Annotated in this window: 20 protein-coding genes and 1 pseudogene; 5 read left to right on the top strand and 16 right to left on the bottom strand. The window is 63.6% G+C overall.

The annotated features are described in order from the left end of the window. Positions 1 to 416: 416 nt before the first annotated feature. The 10 genes from paaK to CH290_RS17960 form a co-directional block, all read right to left on the bottom strand. The gene (paaK, locus tag CH290_RS18005; protein WP_033190545.1) at positions 417 to 1,724 is read right to left on the bottom strand and encodes a phenylacetate--CoA ligase PaaK; all 1,308 of its coding nucleotides are present in this window, start codon (positions 1,722 to 1,724) and stop codon (positions 417 to 419) included. A 17-nt stretch (positions 1,725 to 1,741) separates the two neighbouring features. After that, entirely contained in the window at positions 1,742 to 2,836 is a 1,095-nt protein-coding gene (gene paaE / locus CH290_RS18000; RefSeq protein ID WP_019662808.1) for a 1,2-phenylacetyl-CoA epoxidase subunit PaaE, read from the bottom strand. Then, positions 2,836 to 3,333, bottom strand: coding sequence for a 1,2-phenylacetyl-CoA epoxidase subunit PaaD (gene paaD, locus CH290_RS17995; RefSeq protein ID WP_033190546.1), 498 nt, complete (start codon positions 3,331 to 3,333; stop codon positions 2,836 to 2,838). Before paaD ends, paaE begins: the two co-directional genes overlap by 1 nt. A gap of 5 nt (positions 3,334 to 3,338) precedes the next feature. Beyond that, positions 3,339 to 4,256 carry a 1,2-phenylacetyl-CoA epoxidase subunit PaaC gene (gene paaC / locus CH290_RS17990; RefSeq protein WP_033190547.1) on the bottom strand — a complete coding sequence of 306 codons (918 nt, stop codon included), beginning with the start codon at positions 4,254 to 4,256 and terminating at the stop codon, positions 3,339 to 3,341. An 8-nt stretch (positions 4,257 to 4,264) separates the two neighbouring features. Continuing rightward, positions 4,265 to 4,627 (bottom strand): 1,2-phenylacetyl-CoA epoxidase subunit PaaB, encoded by a 363-nt coding sequence (gene paaB, locus CH290_RS17985; RefSeq protein WP_019662811.1) that lies wholly within the window; start codon positions 4,625 to 4,627, stop codon positions 4,265 to 4,267. Continuing rightward, a complete protein-coding gene (paaA, locus tag CH290_RS17980; RefSeq protein WP_033190548.1) occupies positions 4,624 to 5,568 on the bottom strand; it encodes a 1,2-phenylacetyl-CoA epoxidase subunit PaaA in 945 nt (314 codons plus the stop codon). Before paaA ends, paaB begins: the two co-directional genes overlap by 4 nt. An 82-nt stretch (positions 5,569 to 5,650) precedes the next feature. Next, positions 5,651 to 6,409 (bottom strand): enoyl-CoA hydratase-related protein, encoded by a 759-nt coding sequence (locus CH290_RS17975; RefSeq protein WP_033190549.1) that lies wholly within the window; start codon positions 6,407 to 6,409, stop codon positions 5,651 to 5,653. Continuing rightward, positions 6,406 to 7,257 carry a 3-hydroxyacyl-CoA dehydrogenase family protein gene (locus tag CH290_RS17970; RefSeq protein ID WP_033190550.1) on the bottom strand — a complete coding sequence of 284 codons (852 nt, stop codon included), beginning with the start codon at positions 7,255 to 7,257 and terminating at the stop codon, positions 6,406 to 6,408. Before CH290_RS17970 ends, CH290_RS17975 begins: the two co-directional genes overlap by 4 nt. Then, positions 7,254 to 7,973 carry an enoyl-CoA hydratase/isomerase family protein gene (locus tag CH290_RS17965; protein WP_033190551.1) on the bottom strand — a complete coding sequence of 240 codons (720 nt, stop codon included), beginning with the start codon at positions 7,971 to 7,973 and terminating at the stop codon, positions 7,254 to 7,256. Before CH290_RS17965 ends, CH290_RS17970 begins: the two co-directional genes overlap by 4 nt. Further along, complete coding sequence (locus CH290_RS17960) at positions 7,970 to 9,148, bottom strand: thiolase family protein (RefSeq protein WP_033190552.1); 1,179 nt, start codon at positions 9,146 to 9,148, stop codon at positions 7,970 to 7,972. Before CH290_RS17960 ends, CH290_RS17965 begins: the two co-directional genes overlap by 4 nt. A 112-nt stretch (positions 9,149 to 9,260) precedes the next feature. Here CH290_RS17960 and CH290_RS17955 point away from each other — a divergent pair, with 112 nt between their 5' ends. The 5 genes from CH290_RS17955 to CH290_RS17935 all read left to right on the top strand — a co-directional run bounded on the left by CH290_RS17955 (position 9,261) and on the right by CH290_RS17935 (position 13,843). Further along, a complete protein-coding gene (locus tag CH290_RS17955) occupies positions 9,261 to 9,878 on the top strand; it encodes a TetR/AcrR family transcriptional regulator (protein WP_026347377.1) in 618 nt (205 codons plus the stop codon). Positions 9,879 to 9,953: 75 nt separating this feature from the next. Next, a complete protein-coding gene (gene paaZ / locus CH290_RS17950) occupies positions 9,954 to 11,981 on the top strand; it encodes a phenylacetic acid degradation bifunctional protein PaaZ (RefSeq protein WP_033190553.1) in 2,028 nt (675 codons plus the stop codon). Continuing rightward, entirely contained in the window at positions 11,978 to 12,301 is a 324-nt protein-coding gene (locus CH290_RS17945; protein WP_033190554.1) for an EthD family reductase, read from the top strand. Before paaZ ends, CH290_RS17945 begins: the two co-directional genes overlap by 4 nt. A 2-nt stretch (positions 12,302 to 12,303) precedes the next feature. After that, entirely contained in the window at positions 12,304 to 12,702 is a 399-nt protein-coding gene (gene paaI / locus CH290_RS17940; protein WP_033190555.1) for a hydroxyphenylacetyl-CoA thioesterase PaaI, read from the top strand. A gap of 37 nt (positions 12,703 to 12,739) precedes the next feature. Further along, positions 12,740 to 13,843, top strand: a complete 1,104-nt coding sequence (locus tag CH290_RS17935; protein WP_141216118.1) for a PucR family transcriptional regulator — start codon at positions 12,740 to 12,742, stop codon at positions 13,841 to 13,843. Here CH290_RS17935 and CH290_RS17930 read toward each other — a convergent pair. From CH290_RS17930 to CH290_RS17910, 6 genes and pseudogenes are all read right to left on the bottom strand, one after another. After that, a complete protein-coding gene (locus CH290_RS17930) occupies positions 13,805 to 15,229 on the bottom strand; it encodes an FAD-binding oxidoreductase (protein ID WP_033190557.1) in 1,425 nt (474 codons plus the stop codon). The two genes, CH290_RS17935 and CH290_RS17930, sit on opposite strands and share 39 nt — an antisense overlap. A gap of 109 nt (positions 15,230 to 15,338) precedes the next feature. After that, positions 15,339 to 15,464: a hypothetical protein gene (locus tag CH290_RS30950; protein ID WP_254924964.1), complete on the bottom strand. Its 126-nt coding sequence runs from the start codon at positions 15,462 to 15,464 to the stop codon at positions 15,339 to 15,341. Positions 15,465 to 15,476: 12 nt separating this feature from the next. Then, positions 15,477 to 15,677: pseudogene (locus CH290_RS30765) on the bottom strand (DUF202 domain-containing protein); the annotation flags it as partial. Next, entirely contained in the window at positions 15,674 to 16,042 is a 369-nt protein-coding gene (locus tag CH290_RS17920; protein ID WP_033190558.1) for a YidH family protein, read from the bottom strand. The pseudogene CH290_RS30765 and the gene CH290_RS17920, both read right to left, overlap by 4 nt. Next, positions 16,039 to 16,998 carry a formylglycine-generating enzyme family protein gene (locus CH290_RS17915; protein ID WP_080748801.1) on the bottom strand — a complete coding sequence of 320 codons (960 nt, stop codon included), beginning with the start codon at positions 16,996 to 16,998 and terminating at the stop codon, positions 16,039 to 16,041. The genes CH290_RS17920 and CH290_RS17915 overlap by 4 nt, the downstream gene beginning before the upstream one ends. A gap of 2 nt (positions 16,999 to 17,000) precedes the next feature. Further along, positions 17,001 to 18,347, bottom strand: coding sequence for an MFS transporter (locus CH290_RS17910; protein WP_212555954.1), 1,347 nt, complete (start codon positions 18,345 to 18,347; stop codon positions 17,001 to 17,003). Between the last annotated feature and the right edge of the window lie 5 nt (positions 18,348 to 18,352).

The following is an 18,352-nucleotide window of genomic DNA, read 5'->3' as shown; positions in this document are numbered from 1 at the left end:
CAAATCCTTGACGGAGCAGAAACTGGGCCCCGGGAGGTCCTGCCTCACGAGGTTGTTCCGCACGCGGTGCCGACGCGGACATACAACCACTGCAATTACGCGTCTACAACTCCGCATGTCAATGTCATCTCGTCGACTGCGTCCACGCTGGTTACAGCCCAGTGCGTCGATTACGCTGGCGTGTTCCCAATCGGCGGGGCGAGGTCATGCGCCCGTCGATCGAACGGTAGACGTCACAGAATGGCACTGCGAGTGCCTTGTTTGCGGCAGGTGTGGTGCCCTTCTCCGTGGCCATCGGACCCTTGTTCACCAGCATGCCTTCGAACGACGACGGCCGGTGGACACAGCGTCGAGCGGCACGAACGTCGTCGAAACGTTCTCGCGCCATTGCCGAATCCTGTGCCACTGGAGTCATATCATGCGGTCGACCGGTTGTCGATCAGCCGGCGGGCTTTGCCGATGGAACGCTCGAGTGAAGCCGGCGGAACCACTGTGACGTTCACGCTGACCCCGATGCGGTCCTTGACCAGCTTCTTGAGGGCCGCTTCGGAAACTCCGTTTGTATCGGGGCCAGCGCCGGGGCGAGCCTCGACGAGCACCGTCAGCGAATCCATGCGACCCGCACGCTCCAGCACACACTGGAACTGCGGGGCCAGCGACGGAACCGTCAGGATGAGCTCCTCGATCTGTGTCGGAAACAGGTTCACTCCGCGCAGGATGATCATGTCGTCGGTGCGGCCGGTGACCTTCTGCATCCGGCGCATCGTGCGAGCGGTGCCCGGCAGCAGCCGCGTCAGGTCGCGGGTGCGGTAGCGGATTATCGGCATCGCCTCCTTGGACAGCGACGTGAACACCAACTCACCCTCCTCGCCGTCGGGCAGGACTTCGCCGGTCACCGGGTCGATGACTTCCGGGTAAAAATGATCCTCCCAAATATGTAGTCCGTCCTTGGTTTCGACGCATTCCATCGCAACACCCGGTCCCATGACCTCGGACAGGCCGTAGATGTCGACGGCGTCCATGTCGAGGGTCTTCTCGATCTCCTTGCGCATCTCCTCGGTCCACGGCTCGGCACCGAAGACTCCGGTCTTCAAGGATGTCTTGGCCGGGTCGATGCCCTTCTTGATCATCGCGTCGACGATCGTGAGCATGTACGACGGCGTGACCATGATCGCGTCGGGCTCGAAGTCCTCGATGAGCTGGATCTGACGATCGGTCATTCCGCCCGACATCGGAATGACTGTGCAGCCCAAACGCTCTGCGCCGTAATGGGCGCCGAGACCGCCGGTGAACAGGCCGTAACCGTAGGCAACGTGAACTTTGTCCGACGGCTTGACGCCTCCCGCGCGTAGGCTTCGAGCGATGAGGTCGGCCCAGTTGCTGATGTCGTTCGCGGTGTAGCCGACCACCGTGGCTTTGCCGGTCGTTCCCGAGGACGCGTGGATCCGCGAGACCTTGTCCTGGGGAACCGCGAACATGCCGAACGGGTAGTTTTCGCGCAGATCCTTCTTCGCGGTGAACGGGAATTTGGCGAGGTCGGATAGGGCCTTCAGATCCGTCGGGTGAACTCCGGCGTCGTCGAATGCCTTCTTGTAGTGCGGCACGTTGTCGTACGCGTGCTGAAGCGACCATCGAAGCCGTTCGAGCTGGAGCGTCGAAATGCGATCACGTGATGCGAACTCGATGTCGGGGGTATCGGTCGGGGCGGACAAGACGCTGGTCATGGCGGTCTCCGGAGGGGTCAGGCGTCGAAGTCGACGGTCACGGTGTCGCTGAGGGGGAATGTCTGGCAGGTGAGCACGAAGCCGGCGGCGACCTCGTTCTCCTCCAGGGCGTAGTTGCGGCGCATGTCGACGTCACCGCAGGTCACCTTGGCGCGGCACGTGCCGCAGACACCGCCCTTGCAGGCGAATGGCAGGTCCGATCGCAGCAGTTCCGCGGAATCGAGGATCGACTCGTCCTGCGGGAGAGTGCCCGTGACGCTTCGGCCGTCGAGGGTGATGGTGACCTCGCTGCTGGGTCCGGTCACGCCGGGCTCGCGATGCTTCTCCTGCGGTGGGGGAACGTCGTCGACGTAGAAGAGTTCGGCGTGCACGTTGGATTTGGCGACGCCGAGTTCACCGAGAACGGCTTGCGCATCGGTCACCATCCCGAACGGACCGCACAGCCAGAAATGATCTATCTCGGGTGTCGCGACGACCGAGTCGAGGATGGCGCGAAGCCTGTCGGCGTCGAGCCTGCCGCTGAACAGTTCGACCTCGCGAGGCTCCCTGGACAGGACATGGATGACGTCGAACCGACTGCCGTACTGGTCTTTCAGATCGGCGATTTCCTCGGCGAACATCACCGATCTGGTTCGCCGGTTGCCGTACAGCAGAACCACTTCGGCGTTCGGGTTGGCCAGAACGGATGCGGCAATCGACAGCATGGGGGTGATCCCGGAGCCTGCCGCGATGAGTACGTGCCTGCCGCCTGCGGCAGGGTCGGCATGGAAGTTTCCGGTCGGTCCCTGGACCTCGATGCGGTCGCCGGCCTTGACCTCTCGCACGAGCCACGACGAGAACAGTCCGTCGGTCACCTCACGAACGCCGACGCGGGGGCGTGCACCCGCCGGAGCGCAGATGGAGTAGGACCGCCGATGTTCGACACCGTCCACCGTGCGCGAGAGCATCAGGGACTGGCCTGGGCGGAAATCGAATTCGTCGCGCAGGTCTTCTGGTACGTCGAACGTCACGGCAACGGCGTCGTCGCACAGTGATTCGACGTCGGCAACGGTCAGCGTGTGGAAGGGCCTGTTGCGATTGGGGGTGACGACGGGCTCGGCGGTCACAGTCATCAGATCTCCTTCACGTGGTCGAAGGGTTCGAGGCAGTCGTCGCATCGGTACTGGGCTTTGCACAGGGTTGCGCCGAACTCGGAGGTCAGTCGGGTGTTCATCGACCCACACCGAGGACACACGAGCTGGCGTGGCTTGACGGTGAGGGTGAGGGGCACCGGACCCGACGTCCGCGCGGGAGCGGGCCCCGGCGTCGAATAGCCGGTTTCCCGGAGCTTCCGGAGGCCGTCCTCGGAGATCCAGTCCGTGCTCCACGGCGGAGTCAGGCTGGTGACGATCTCGACGTCGGTGTAACCGTGGTCTTCGAGCTTGTGGGCGATGTCGTCGCGCATCGTGGCCATCGCCGGGCAGCCCGAGTAGGTGGGGGTGATGGTGACGAGCACGCTGCCGTTCTCGCGGACCTCGACGTCGCGCAGTACGCCCAGATCGTCGAGGGTGAGCAGCGGCATCTCGGGGTCCAGGACGGTCGCCGCGATGTCGCGAGCAGAAAGTTCCATTGTCGTCACCAGACTCCCTCCGGATGTGCACGGGCGACGACCTGCATCTCCGCGATCAACGGGCCGAATGCCTCGGTGTGGATTCCGCGTCGGCCGCCGCGGCCGCCGATGGTGCCGACTGACTTGCCCTCCGGCGCTTGCAACTCTGCCGCGTGCAGGACCTGCGCGATCACGGAGTCGAATTCCTCGCGCACATCACGCGGATCCACTGCGACGCCGACCGTCGCCAGGGCGATCTCCTCGTCGGTGGGGACGAACAGCTCGGAGACATACGGCCAGATGCGGGTGATGGCCTCACGGACTCGACGCTTGGATTCGTCGGTCCCGCACCCGAGGGTCACAACCCAGCGTGCTGCGTAGTCGCGGTGGTAGGTGAGCTCTTTGACACCCTTGTCGGCGACGGCCGCGAGGACCGGATCCCGTGAGTCCTTCAGACGCGAGAACACAGCGAGGCGCCATGTCGAGAACACCAGCAGACGAACGAGGGACTTCGCGAAGTCGCCGTTGTCGAGCTCGGTGAGCCGGACGTTACGGAAGTCCGCTTCGTCACGGAAGAACGCCAGAGCGTCCTCCGCGGGCGCGGGCGAGCTCTCGGAGACGAACGGGATCACGGCCGGATCGGCCTTGGCGGCGCGAGCGAGCAGGAGACGTGCCTGCCCGAGCAAGTCCAGTCCGACGTTGGCCAGCGCCACTTCTTCTTCGAGTTCCGGTGCGCGTGTGCTCCACTGAGCCAGGCGCTGTGAGCTGATCAGCGCATCGTCCCCGAGCATGAGGCAGTACGCGGCCAGAGCTTCGAGGTCGACGTCGTCCGGAACCGTGGTGTCGACGCCGGCGAGCGGGTCGTCGAAACTGGTACCGAATGCCCACTGCCCGTGTGAATCCTCGTCGACGAGGCCCTCGTAGGCGTTGTCATGATCTGTCATTGCAGGCCTCACATGTGGGGAACGTTGTCGGGAATCTCGTAGAACGTCGGGTGCCGGTACACCTTGTCTCCGCTCGGAGCGAAGAACGGATCCTTCTCCGACGGAGACGATGCGACGATCGAGTTGGACGGCACCACCCAGATGCTGACGCCTTCGTTGCGGCGGGTGTAGACGTCCCGTGCATGACGCAGTGCCATGTGGTCGTCGGCGGCGTGCAGGGATCCGACGTGCACATGATTGAGCCCCCGCTTGCCACGGAGAAACACTTCGTACAGGGGCCAATCAGCTTTGACCTGAGCCGGTTTGGGCTCTACCGGAACGTTCTCGGTCGGAACCGCGCCGTGGCCGCCCTCGGCAGTGAATTCAGTCATGATGCATTCCTTTCGGCGAAGGCCGTCGCTGCCTCGCGAACCCATGCACCGTCTTCGTGAGCTGCGCGACGGTTCGCGATGCGCTCGACGTTGGAGGCGCCGTTGCCCTTGATGACCTGCATGAACTCGCTCCAGTCGGGCTCGCCGAAGTCATGCGACTTGCGCTCGTCGTTCCACTTCAGGTCGGGATCGGGGAACGTGACGCCGAGTGCTTCGGCCTGAGGGATGGACATGTCCACGAACCGTTGGCGCAGTTCGTCATTGGTGTGGCGCTTGATTCCCCACTTCATGGACTGCTCGGTGTTGGGGCTCTCGTCGTCAGGCGGGCCGAACATCATCAGAGCAGGCCACCACCACCGGTTCACCGATTCCTGGACCATGGCGCGCTGCTCGTCGGTGCCGCGCATCATCGTCGCAAGCAGTTCGTATCCCTGGCGCTGGTGGAACGACTCTTCTTTGCAGACGCGGATCATCGCGCGCGCATACGGCCCGAAGCTGCTGCGGCACAGAGGAACCTGGTTGCAGATGGCGGCGCCGTCGACGAGCCACCCGATGGTGCCGACGTCCGCGTACGTCAGGGTGGGGTAATTGAAGATCGACGAGTACTTCTGCTTGCCCTCGATGAGCTTGACCGTGAGGTCTGCGCGATCGGCCCCGAGCGTCTCCGCGGCCGAGTACAGGTACAGGCCGTGGCCTGCCTCGTCCTGCACCTTGGCCATCAAGATGGCCTTGCGGCGCAGCGACGGCGCGCGGGTGAGCCAGTTGCCCTCCGGCTGCATCCCGATGATCTCGGAGTGCGCGTGCTGGGCGATCTGGCGGATGAGCGACTTACGGTAGCCGTCGGGCATCCAATCGCGGGGTTCGACGCGCTGCTCGCGGGCGATGGTCTCGTCGAAACCGTCCTGAAGCGCATCGGCTTGCAGGGTCTCTGACGTGGTCATAAGTCCTACTTTCATTACCGAATGATCGGTCGAAAACTAGTATGCAACGAAGTGGCGTGGATTACAAGGGGAAGCGGAGCCGCTAGTGACCCTGAAACACCGGCTTCGCCTTGGCGAGGAACGCGTCCACAGCGGCCTTGTGGTCGACGGTCTGGCCGAGGGCGGTCTGCGCCCGAGCCTCGCGATCCAGTGCGTCGAACAGGCCGGAAGCAGAGGCGCGCACGAGAGATTTCACGTGCCGATATGCCTCGGTGGGGCCTGTCGCGAGTTTCCTGGCGATCTGCGCGGCCGCGTCCCGCACCTCCTCGTCGGGAACCACGCGGTGCACCAGGCCCCAGTCGAGAGCCTGCTCGGCGGTGATCTTGTCACCGAGCAACATCAACGCGCCGGCCCGTGAGCTGCCGAGCGACTCCACCAAGGAATAGCTGAGCCCGGAATCGCTGGCCAACCCGATTCCCGTGAAGGCGGTCGCGAACGACGATCCCGTGCCGGCAACTCGAACGTCCCCGGCCAACGCGATGCCGAGGCCGGCTCCGACGCAGGCTCCGGGGATGGCGACGACGACGGGAACGTCGAGATTCTTCAGCGACCTGATCAGAGGGTTGTAGTGAATTCCGACGGTGTCCATCGCGGTCTTGGGATTTGACTGCAGGGCTTCGACGTGCTCAGCCAAGTCCTGGCCGACGCAGAAGTTCTTTCCCTCGGCGGTGACGAGCACGGCGCGAGCGCCTGACACCCCGTCGACAGCCTCTTGGAACGCCACCTTGGTCTCGACGTTCAGCGAGGACCGCTCCAGGGTGATGGTCGCCAACCCGTCGGATTTGTCCAGTCGTACGGTCATTTCTTCTCCCAGTCGTGGAATCCCTTACCTGACTTACGTCCGAGCTCACCACGCGCCACCTTGTCCCGCAGCAACCGAGGTGGAGTGAAACGGTCGCCCAGAGTCGACGCGAGGTGTTCGGCGATCGCCAGCCGCACGTCGAGGCCGACGAGGTCCGTCGAACGTAGCGGCCCCATCGGGTGCTTGTATCCGAGTTCCATTGCTCGGTCGATGGACTCGGCATCGGCGACGCCTTCCTCGAGCATGCGGATTGCTTCGAGCCCCAGGCACACTCCGAGCCGGGACGTCGCGAACCCGGGGGAGTCGTTGACGAGCACCTCGGTCTTGCCGAGCAACGAGACCCATTCGCGGACGTGCTCCACGACGGCCGCCGACGTGGCCGGCGCTCGGACGATCTCCACCAACGTCGACGCCGGAACCGGATTGAAGAAGTGCATACCGATGAAGCGCGAAGGATCGTTCACCGCCGCACCGAGCTCGGCGATCGAAATCGAGCTGGTATTCGACGCGATCACCGTGCTTGCCGACACGGTCTTGTCGATCAGCGCAAGCACCTCGACCTTGAGCGACGGGATTTCCGGTACGGCCTCGACGACGAGTTCGAGATCGGTGGGCAGATCGGTCGGGCCCGCGACGGTGGTGACACGCGCAAGGATCGCGGCGGGATCCTCGTCCAGCTTTCCGCGCTCGTGAGCCCGGGCCAACCCGGTCTCGACGCGGCCGAGCGCCGCTGCCTGGTCTGCCGCTTCGGCTATGGTCACGGGGGCGCCGAGAGCGGCGAAGACCTGGGCGATTCCCGCGCCCATCCTGCCACCACCGACGACACCGACGCTTACGGGAACTGTCATTTCTTCTCCAAGAATGCCGTCATGCGGCGTTGTTTGTCCTCGGTCTCGAACAGAACGGCTTGAGCGATGTCGTCGGCCCACGGGTGCGAACCGGGTGCATCGAGGATCGTCTTGGTCAGTTTCAGGGCCAATGGCGCTTGCTTGACGATGCGATCGGCGAGCGTGTGTGCCGAAGCCAGCGGATCGTCCACGATCTCCATCACCAACCCCGATTTCGACGCTGCGTCGGCGTCGAGCAAGCGGCCTCCCAGGAGGACCTGTTTGGCGACGGACACCCCCACCAACGTCGGCAGCCGGTAGCTCGCTCCCGCGGCCGCCATGATTCCGAGGCCCGGCTCGGGATTACCGAAAACAGCCGTAGCGGAAGCGATTCTGATGTCGCAGGCATACGACAGTTCGGCGCCGCCGCCCAAGGCGTAACCGCGGATGGCGGCGATCGTCGGCAGCGGAAGAGAAGCGATGCGGTCGAACAGGTTTCGGTTGATGCCACGCAGAGCGTCGTCGCGCGTGCGTCGACGGAGCTGGTTGATGTCAGCACCGCCGGCGAAGTGCTCACCGCGCCCGGTCAGGATCAGTACACGAGGATCCCGCTCGATCAGCGCGCACACGTCGTGCAGCTCCGCGATCATGTCGGAGTCGATCGCGTTGCGCTGCTTCTCTCGTGCCAGCGTGACGACGACGCGATCCGCACGTTCGTCGACGACGATGGTGTTCACGGCGCCTCGATCAACATCGACACACCCTGCCCGACGCCGACACACAGCGTCGCCAGTCCCCGCGACGCCTTCTCGCGTTCCATTCGGCCCAGGAGAGTCAACAGGATGCGCGCTCCCGATGCCCCGAGTGGATGTCCCAGTGCGATGGCACCGCCGTCGGCGTTGACGATCGTCTCGTCGAGCTTCAACTGTCGGATGACGCCGAGAGATTGCGCGGCGAAGGCCTCGTTGAGTTCGACGGCGCCGAGGTCGTCGATCGCCCACCCCGCACGTGCGAGTGCTTTGTGGGTCGAGGGCACGGGTCCGAGGCCCATGACGTGGGGTTCGACGCCTGCGCTCGCGCTGGTGACGATGCGGCCCCGCACGTCGAGGCCGTACTTGTTCACTGCCTCTTCGGATGCGACGACCAGCGCTGTGGCGCCGTCGGTGAACGGCGACGAGGTTCCGGCGGTGACGATGCCGTCCTGCCGAAACACCGTCTTCAGTGTGCCGAGCTTGTCCAGAGTTGTTCCACGCCTCGGTGTTTCGTCCTCGCTGACGTCTCCGGTCTTCGTGGATACCGACACGATCTCGTCGACGAATCGTCCTGCATCCTGCGCGGCGACCGCGCGCTCTTGGCTGCGGAGGGCGAAGGCGTCGGACTCCTCGCGGGTGATGCCCTCCTGGCGGGCCACCTCCTCTGCGGTCTCGCCCATGGACAACGTCGTCTTGTCGTCGAAGCGAGGATTCGTGAAACGCCAGCCGAGGGCCGTGTCGAAGATCTGGCCGGGCTTGGCCCACGGCGTGCCGGGCTTGGCCATCACCCATGGGGCACGAGTCATCGATTCGACACCGCCCGCGACGATGACGTCTGCTTCTCCGCTGCGGATGGTGGACGCGGCACTCGCGACCGCGGTGAGCCCGCTCGCGCACAACCGGTTGACGGTGTAGCCGGGCACGGTGTTCGGCAGGCCCGCGAGAAGTACCGCCATGCGTGCGACGTCGCGGTTGTCCTCGCCGGCCTGGTTGGCTGCGCCGAGGATGACCTCGTCGATCCTGTCCGCGGGGACGCCCGCTCGGCGCACTGTTTCGGCGACGACGCACCCGGCGAGGTCGTCCGGACGGACCGTCGCGAGCGCGCCGCCGTATCGACCGTGCGGTGTGCGCGCGCCCGCTACCAGAAATACTTCGCCCACTGTTCGCTCCTTCTTCAGTTCCTTTCAATTAATAACCGAACATTCGGTCGTCGCGCAAGGGTGGGCGGCGTCGGTGCTGTGGAATGGGGCAGCGCCTGGGAGGATGTTCGACATGACAACTGCACGGACTCCGCGCCGGACCGGTCTGCCGGGACGCCCGGGTTACGACCTCGACTCGTTGCTTGCCGTCGCAGTCAAGGTTTTCAACGACAAGGGGTACGACGGCACGTCGATGGAGGTCTTGGCCGGACGGCTCGGTATCACCAAGTCGTCCATCTACCACCACGTGTCCGGCAAGTCCGAGCTTCTCGAGCTGGCCCTGTCGCGAGCGCTCAATGCGTTGTTCGCTGTCACCACGGAGGAGCGGGCCACTACCGGTCGATACATCGATCGGCTCGAGTACCTGGTCCGGCGTAGCGTCGAGATCCTTGTCGCCGAGTTGCCCTACGTCACGCTGTTGCTGCGGGTGCGTGGGAACACCGAGGTGGAGCGTCGTGCCCTGGCCAGGCGCCGCGAGTTCGACGCCTTCGTCAGTGGCCTCGTGGTCGCGGCCGCGGAGGAGGGGGACCTGCGCGGCGACATCGATCCCGCTCTGGTCTCGCGCTTGCTCTTCGGCACGGTCAACTCGCTGATCGAATGGTACAAGCCCCGGACCGGCGGGTCCGCCGACGCCCTGGCCGACGCCGTCGTCGCCTTGACCTTCGACGGTTTGCGTCACCGCCCCGCGTGAGACGTTCCTTGACATCTCCGCGCCGGAGCGCGATGGTAATTACCGACCGAACGTACGGTGAGACGGAGAGATGCTGTGAGCAGATTGTTGGAAAGCTACGCACAAGGTCGCTGGTTCGCCGCGAGTGACGAGGGCACTCCGTTGCTCAGTGCGATCGATGGAACCGAGGTCGCTCGGATTTCGTCCACCGGCCTCGATGTCGCGGGCATGGTGGACTACGCCCGCACGGTAGGTGGCCCGGCGCTCGCCGCGCTGACGTTCCACGATCGCGCCGGTCTGCTCAAACAGGTCGGTCTGACGTTGATGGCAGGGAAGGGCGAGTTCTACGAGGTGTCGACCCTCACGGGCGCCACCGAGCGCGATTCCGGCGTCGACATCGACGGGGGATTCGGGACCGTGCTGAGTTACGCGAGCAAGGCTCGGCGTGAACTCCCCAACGACACCGTCTATCTCGACGGCGCCGTCGAGCAACTCGGCAAGAAGGGCACGTTCCTCGGCCAGCACATCTACACGTCCCGTCGCGGCGTAGCGGTGCAGATCAACGCGTTCAACTTCCCGGTGTGGGGGTTCCTCGAGAAATTGGCGCCTGCGTTCATCGCGGGCGTGCCGTCCATCGTGAAGCCGGCGAGCCAGACCGCCTATCTGACAGAACTCGTCTTCCGGCGCATCATCGAGAGCGGAATTCTCCCCGAGGGATCCGTACAACTGCTGGCCGGCAGCGCCAGGGGAATCATCGATCACCTGGGCGGGCAGGATTCCGTCGCGTTCACCGGTTCTGCCGACACAGCGACGCAGCTGCGTGCGCACCCGAACGTTGTCGGCGAGGGTGTGCACTTCACCGCCGAAGCCGATTCGCTCAATGCGTCGATTCTCGGCACCGATGTGACGCAGCAGGATCCGGAATTCGACCTGTTCGTCAAGGGTGTCTTCACCGAGATGACGGTCAAGGCCGGACAGAAATGCACCGCCATTCGGCGCGTCCTGGTCCCACAAGCGCAGGTCGACCCGGTCATCGACGCGCTGGCGGCCGAGCTGGGGAAGGTCGTCGTCGGCGATCCCCGCGACGACGGCGTCACGATGGGTGCGCTCGCCAGCATCGATCAGCGCGACGAAGTCCTCGAATCGATTCGTGGCCTGACCAAATCGGCCTCGGTTGTCTTCGGTGCCCCCGAGGCCGTCGACCCGCGCCCGGGCGCATTCATGGCGCCGGTCCTGTTGAAGGCCGGCGACTCGTCTGCACCCGAGCCGCACGAAATCGAAGCATTCGGCCCCGTGTCCACGGTGATCGGATACGACGACACCGCGGATCTCCTTGACCTCGTTGCCCGCGGCAAGGGCTCCCTCGTCGCCTCGCTCGTCACCAAGGATTCGGCACTCGCCCGCGAGATCGTGCTGGGATCAGCGCCGTACCACGGTCGCATCCTGGTGCTCAACACGGGCGACGCCCGAGAGTCCACCGGCCACGGATCCCCCCTGCCGGTTCTGGTGCACGGCGGACCTGGTCGAGCGGGTGGCGGTGAAGAACTCGGCGGCATGCGAGGCGTGCTGCATCACATGCAGCGCACAGCGATCCAGGGCACACCGGATGTGTTGACAGCCGTCGGCAACAAGTGGGTGGCTGGTTCGGCTCGGATCACCGGTGACATTCATCCCTTCCGTAAAGACCTCGGTGAGCTGCAGCTCGGCGACACCATCGTCGGAGGTCCTCGTCAGGTCACCCGTGCGGACATCGACCATTTCGCCGAGTTCACCGGCGACACGTTCTATGCCCACACCGATCCCGAAGCGGCAGCAGCCAATCCACTGTTCGGTGGCATCGTCGCGCACGGGTACCTCGTCGTCTCGCTGGCGGCCGGACTGTTCGTCGACCCCGCGCCCGGCCCTGTTCTCGCGAACTTCGGCGTCGACAACCTGCGGTTCCTGACACCGGTGAAAGCCGAGGACTCGCTCACCGTGACGCTCACGGCGAAACTGATAACACCTCGTCAGAGTGCGGACTACGGTGAAGTGCGTTGGGATGCAGTGGTAGTGAATCAGGAGGGTGACCCCGTCGCGACATACGACGTGCTCACACTCGTCGCGAAGCCGGAGGGAGACAAGTGACTGCCCGTGTAGTCGTGTGTTACGGCACACCAGAAGATCCGGCCGCATTCGACGAGCACTACACCTCGGTGCATGTCCCGCTTGCTGCCGCGGTGCCGGGATTGATCGAATTCACCTACGGCAAAGCCAGTTCCATGGACGGATCCGAGCCGCCGTACTACATGATCGCGTACCTGGTCTTCGCGGACGAGGCGTCCCTGAAGGTCGGTCTGGGATCAGCCGAGATGAAGGCCGCAGGCAAGGACGTCCGCAACTTCGCCACCGGTGGAGCGACGATGTTCACGCAGGAGGACGTGCGGGTCTCATCGGTGGATCGGTAGTGATGGGACAGAACAGGATCGCTCACGAGATGTTCGCCGCCGACGTCGCATCCCGCACACTCGGAATCGAGTTGCTCGAGCTGAGGGACGGCCACGCCAGGATGTCGATGGTCGTCACCGAGGACATGGTCAACGGTCACGCCATCACGCACGGAGGATACGTGTTCATCCTTGCCGACACGACGTTCGCGATGGCGTGCAACAGTTACGACGATGCCGCAGTGGCGGCGCGTTGCGATATCCGCTATCTGCGGCCGACGAAGGCCGGAGACGTTCTGGTCGCCGACGCCGTCGAGCGTGCACGCTTCGGCAAGAACGGGATCTACGACGTCACCGTCACCAGCGGTGAACGAGTAGTTGCGGAGTTTCGAGGCGACAGCAGGACGATCGCGGCACGATGAAGTCCGAGGTGGGCACGTGCAGTTGTATCATGGAACGGTGACCGCGGACACACTCTCGAGCCTTGCCGACGCGGTTGCTGCTGCAGTCGGCGGCGCCGTGTCCATCATGGATCCGGACGGATTCGTCATCGCCTATTCGTCGGTGCAAGATCAGCCGATAGACACTGTGCGCCGCGAAGGGATTCTGGGCAAACGAGTGCCGAAAGAACTCCTTGTTCATCATCGCGAAGTGGCCTTCCGGGCCGAGCGTACCGTTCGGCTGGTCTATGCCGCGGGCGCACTGCCTCGGCTGGCCATCGCAGTCGGAACAGGCGGAGACCATCTCGGATCGATCTGGTCGATCGCGCCGGCGGCTTCGGACTCGATCGAGTCCGAAGCCGCCGCGGTGTTGACGCGCGCAGCCGAGTCGGCCCTACCCCTGTTGTTGGCTCGTCGAGAGCCGGCTTGCGTAGGCAATGACCGACTCGCGGCTCTGCTGACCGAGGAGAACGCAGCCGTCTCTGATGTGATGCGCGTGGTGGTTGCGGCGGAAATTGCGGGCAAACAACCGCCTTCGGTTCTGGAGCAGCTGGCGGTCCGACTCGAGCTCTTGCTGCCCCGTACCCCTGAATCGGGGACAGTAGTGATCGATGGGACTGTGTACTCCATCCACCCTGCACCCACTCCCGAGGGATTCGAAGATGAGGTGGAGGCGGCACGTCAGCGGGTGTCTGCCTCGCTCGATGTCACAGTGTCCATTGGTATCAGTGATCCGTCTGTGCGTGCCCGCACAGCACGCGAACAGGCCCACCGAGTCCTCGAGGTACTTGCGGGTCAGCCGTGCAGCGCCACCTACAGAGGCAAGCAGAAGCACATAATGCTCTCGGACATCGGCAACGCTCTGCAGTGTGTCGCATTGCCTGTATCGGGGGTCGACGCGATGCTGGCTCACGACGACGCCGAGGGGACGAGCTACGCAGCAACGGTGCTCGCGCTTCTCGAACACGAATCGAATGTGTCGCTGGCCGCGTCGTCGATGTATCTGCATTCCAATACTTTCCGATATCGACTGCGCCGAACGACAGAGTTGTTTGGACTCGACCTCGATGACCCAGACACCCGGCTACTGACGTGGCTGACACTTCGGCTGCGCCGTCAGTAGCTTTCCGGGGTTCAACAGATAATTCGGATCCAGCAGTTCTTTGATGCCACGCTGTAGTGCCATTGCAACGGGGTCCAGCTCTTTCTCGAGCAGGTCGCGTTTGAGCAACCCGACGCCGTGCTCACCGGTGATGGTCCCGCCGACAGACAAAGCGAATTCAGCGATGTCGTCGAAGGCTCGATGCGCTGCGACCATTGAGTCGGGGTCGTGGGGATCGACGATGACCGTTGGATGGATGTTTCCGTCGCCGGCATGTCCGACCACGCCGATGATGATGCCGACACGGTCCGCAATGGTTGCCACTTCGTCGATCATTCGCGCCAGCTGTGAGAGCGGCACGGACACATCGTCGACGAGGGGAGACCCGAGCTGTTCCAGGGCGGGATATGCGAGTCGACGAGCCTGTACGAGCTGGTCGGATTCCGAGCTGTCCTCGGCTACCACGACGTCGGACGCCCCGGCTTCGGCGCAGATCGCTGCAATGGCTTCCAGTTCGGCGACCGCAGCCGGTCCCGAATCCGATTGCGCGATCAGGACTGCGCCGGCACTGGGCCCGAAGTCCATCTTGGCGTACGCATCAATGGCGCTGATCGTGGTGCGGTCCAACAATTCGAACAAGCTCGGCGTGATACCTGCTGCCCGAGTTCGCGATACGGCAGCGGCGGCAGCGACCGTTGAGGGAAAAGTGGCGGCAACGGTCAAGGGTGCTGCAGCAGGGAAGTCCAGTCCGACCGTGGCTTCGGTGACGACACCCAGCGTGCCTTCCGACCCGACGAACAGCTCGGCCAACGACAGTCCCGCCACGCCCTTGACCGTCCGCCTGCCGACGAATGTGGCGCGACCGTCGGCGAGGACCACACGCAGCCCGCGAACGAAACGTGCCGTGACGCCGTACTTCACGCAGCACAACCCTCCGGCGTTTGTGGCGATGTTTCCGCCGATGGTCGACGACTCCCAACTCGACGGGTCGGGCAGATACGTCAGTCCCTGGAGTGCCGCAGCATCTTTGAGCTGCTTGTTCGTCACTCCGGGTTGCACAACGGCCACACGGTTCTCGACGTCAAGTTCGATTATCGTGTTCATGCGACGAGTGCTGAGCACGATGCACCGCTCGGTGGCGTTCGCGGCTCCGGACAGTCCGGTCAGTGCTCCCTGGACGACGACGGGAACACGGTGTCGTGAGCTGACGGCCATGATTGCCTGCACGTCGGCTTCCGTTGTCGGAAGTACTGCTACTGCGGGGGGCGTGGATTCGCACAGCGCTGCCGAGTCGTGCTGGTAACTCGACAAGATGTCAGGATCGACCACGACTGCGCCGTCACCGATTGCGTCGCGAAGCTCGGCCAGTACGTCTCCGTCGATCGGAGGTGATTGTAAAATCGTCATGGAATACGATTGTGGTGGGAATGCAGTGTCGTTGTCTGCGTCGAAATCAACGAAATTGCGAGAGTGAGTCGGTGGATTCGAACGAAATTCACTCGTCTAGCCAGAAACCTCAGTCTACGAACACATACACGGCAGCGATTAAACCCAGCGCAACCGTCAGCACGGCGACCGTCGCCTGGAGTCGACCGTCGGGCAGGTATCTGCGGTGCCTGCCGCTGAGAAGTTGCGCTGTCACGATGCGATGCTTCCGGTGCGACAAGTAGAGTGCGAATCCGGCGGCCACTATAAGTACTGTAGACGCGATCAGTGCTGTCGAACCCAGCGTATCGTGCAACAACCGCGCCGAGACCAGGGTGCCCGCGACGACCGACAGGATCGTGCGACGCCAAGCTAGTGAGGTTCGCTCTGGTTGTAGGCCGGGATCGAAGTGGGTTGAATGTGCTTTCACTGCATCAGTACTGCGACACCGACGGCGCCACCGACGACGGTCAGGCAGATCATCAGCGGCAGCGTTCCCGACGCACCGGGGAGGGGTCGACCAGCGCGCATCGCCTTCTCGGCGCGATACCATGACCACCAAGCGTGTATCGACGACATGATCCCTGTCGCGATCAAGGCGGTTGCCACGGCTACTCGTAGTGTGGAGTTTATGTCGAGAGGCAGAGCTTCCAAAGCGATTCCGCCTGCCATCAACGCAAGTGACGTGCGTATCCATGCAAGAAAAGTACGTTCGTTCGCGAACGAAAAACGTGGGTCCGGTTCGTCGCCGACCGAGTAGAGGCTCGACGGGAAGCGATTGGACTGATCGGTCATACATCTCTCGGATCTATTGCCACAGTGCGGAATCCGCAATTCCCACTTGCCGAATCAGGCGGTGCGAAACTGCGGGCCGCAACACGGTAGCGGTTGCAGTAGGAATCGTGGCACAGGTACGAACCGCCTCGCATAACGCGGCCACGGCCGACCTTAGGGCCCCCCGGATCGTGGCTGGGGGAGAATCGGTAGTACTTGGGTAAGTACCAATCATGGCACCACTCCCATACATTACCGCTCATGTCGTACAAGCCGAAACCGTTGGCGGAGTACGATCCGACAGCTCTTGTTCCGCCGAACTGCTTGCCTTCGTAGTGCTGGTCGGGAAATGAACCGCGCCAAATGTTGCACTGCAGTTCTCCGTCGGCGCCGCGAAGGTCGTCACCCCAGCAGTACCGCGCACCGTGCAGACCTCCGCGCGCTGCGTGCTCCCACTCGGCTTCGGTGGGAAGGCGTCGTCCGGCCCACGTGCAGTAGGCCTCCGCATCGGCCCATGAGATATGGACGACAGGATGGTTGTGCACCGACTTCCAGCTCGATCCTCTTCCTCGGGGATGTGCCCAGTCGGCGCCGCGGATGTCGAGCCACCACGGCGCCCCGGGCATGCGGCCGAGAATGTCGGACTGGTCACCCTGAGCAAGTAAATGAAACACGGCCGACGAGCCGAATCGCTCTGACTCGGTGCGGTAACCCGTGGCAGAGACGAACTGTGCGAACTCGGCGTTGGTGACGGCGGTGGTATCGATTCGATAGGCCGACAACGTCACCGCATGGACTGGGCGCTCGCCGTCGGCAGGATAACCCTCGTCGAAGGCGTCGCCCATCTCGAAGGTCGACGAGGCGAGCGCGACCTCACGTCTTTTCGGATATTGCTGTGCAGGTATTACCGTCTTCGACGCGGGCAGCCCCGTGGTGCGCTGAGAGGCGCAGCACGGGGCTTCACGAGAATCGGTCATGACTACCGGTCTACTGCGTCGGTTACGACGGGTGTAGCCGGTGCCGCCACAGTGGGACGCCGGAAGGATGTTGACGTCTTACGCAGGTAGAGCAGCGACGTGAGAGTGATGAGGCCGCCGACAGTGAGATACAGCGACACGCTCCACGAATTGCCGTCGGTCGCTGTCATCAGGAGGCTGGCGATGAACGGTGCAAATCCGCCGCCGAGCACTGCGCCTACGGCGTAGCCGAGAGATACGCCGCTGTAAGCGACCTTGGTCGGAAACAGTTCGACCAGGAACGCTGCGAGGGGACCGAACAGGGCGGACGCTCCGACGAATCCGATGATCATTCCGGTGAGGACCCAGGTCGAGTCCGCGGTGTCCATGAATGCGAACAGGACGAACGGGTAGCAGGCGATGAAGAGGGCGCCGCCGACCATGACAGTCATCCGACCGACGATGTCGGACAGGCGTGCGAAGAACAACATCGAGATCATCATCGCCACGGCTCCGATGAGGGTGCCTCGCAGCATGGTTTCACGGGGAAGTTCCAGATATTGAGTGCCGTAAGCGAGACTGTAGGACAACAGAACCCAGATGAACGCGTTGAATCCGAGATTGACACCGATCGCCGACAGCACCAGACGCCATGAGTTCTTGAGGACCTCTTTGAGTGGGGCCTTGACTGCGTGGGCTTTTCCGCCTGCCTTCTCGAACTCGGGGCTTTCGGACACTGTGGCACGAATGATCAGGCCGACACCGAGAAGGACGAAGCTGATAAGGAATGGGATACGCCAGCCCCAGTCGAGGAAGCTGTCGCCGGTCGCGGCGATGGTGATGGACATGACGCCAGCTGCCAGAAGTGTTCCGCCCGGGTTTCCGAGGAACGCCCAGCTGCCGTACCAGCCGCGGCGGTTCGCCGGCGCATGCTCGACTGCCATCAGAACAGCGCCGCCCTGTTCACCGCCGTGGAAGATGCCCTGAAGAAGTCGCAGGAATGTCAGCAAGATCGGAGCGAGTACGCCGATCTGTGCGTGCGTGGGCAGCATTCCCATCACGGTGGTGCATCCACCCGCGCCCAGCAGGGAGATGATGAGCAGCTTCTTGCGTCCCATTCGGTCACCGAAATGGCCGAAGATTATCGCGCCGAACGGGCGGGCCAGAAATCCTACGGCGAGCGATGCGAACGATAGAATGATCCCGACGGAAGCGGGGACGTTCGAAAAGAAGACTTGGCTGAACACCAGCGCCGAGGCGACGCCGTAGATCTGAAAGTCGTACGCCTCGATGGCGTTTCCGACCGCACTGCCCGAGGCAGCTTTGCGGACCATTCGTAGTGAAGTGGCCGGTGTATCGACGATAGACATTTTCA

It is taken from the genome of Rhodococcus sp. 06-156-4 (genome assembly GCF_002259345.1).
Lineage (GTDB): Bacteria > Actinomycetota > Actinomycetes > Mycobacteriales > Mycobacteriaceae > Rhodococcoides > Rhodococcoides fascians_E.
The sequence above is the reverse complement of the archived record's forward strand: the minus strand, read 5'-3'. Positions and strand labels throughout refer to the sequence as shown.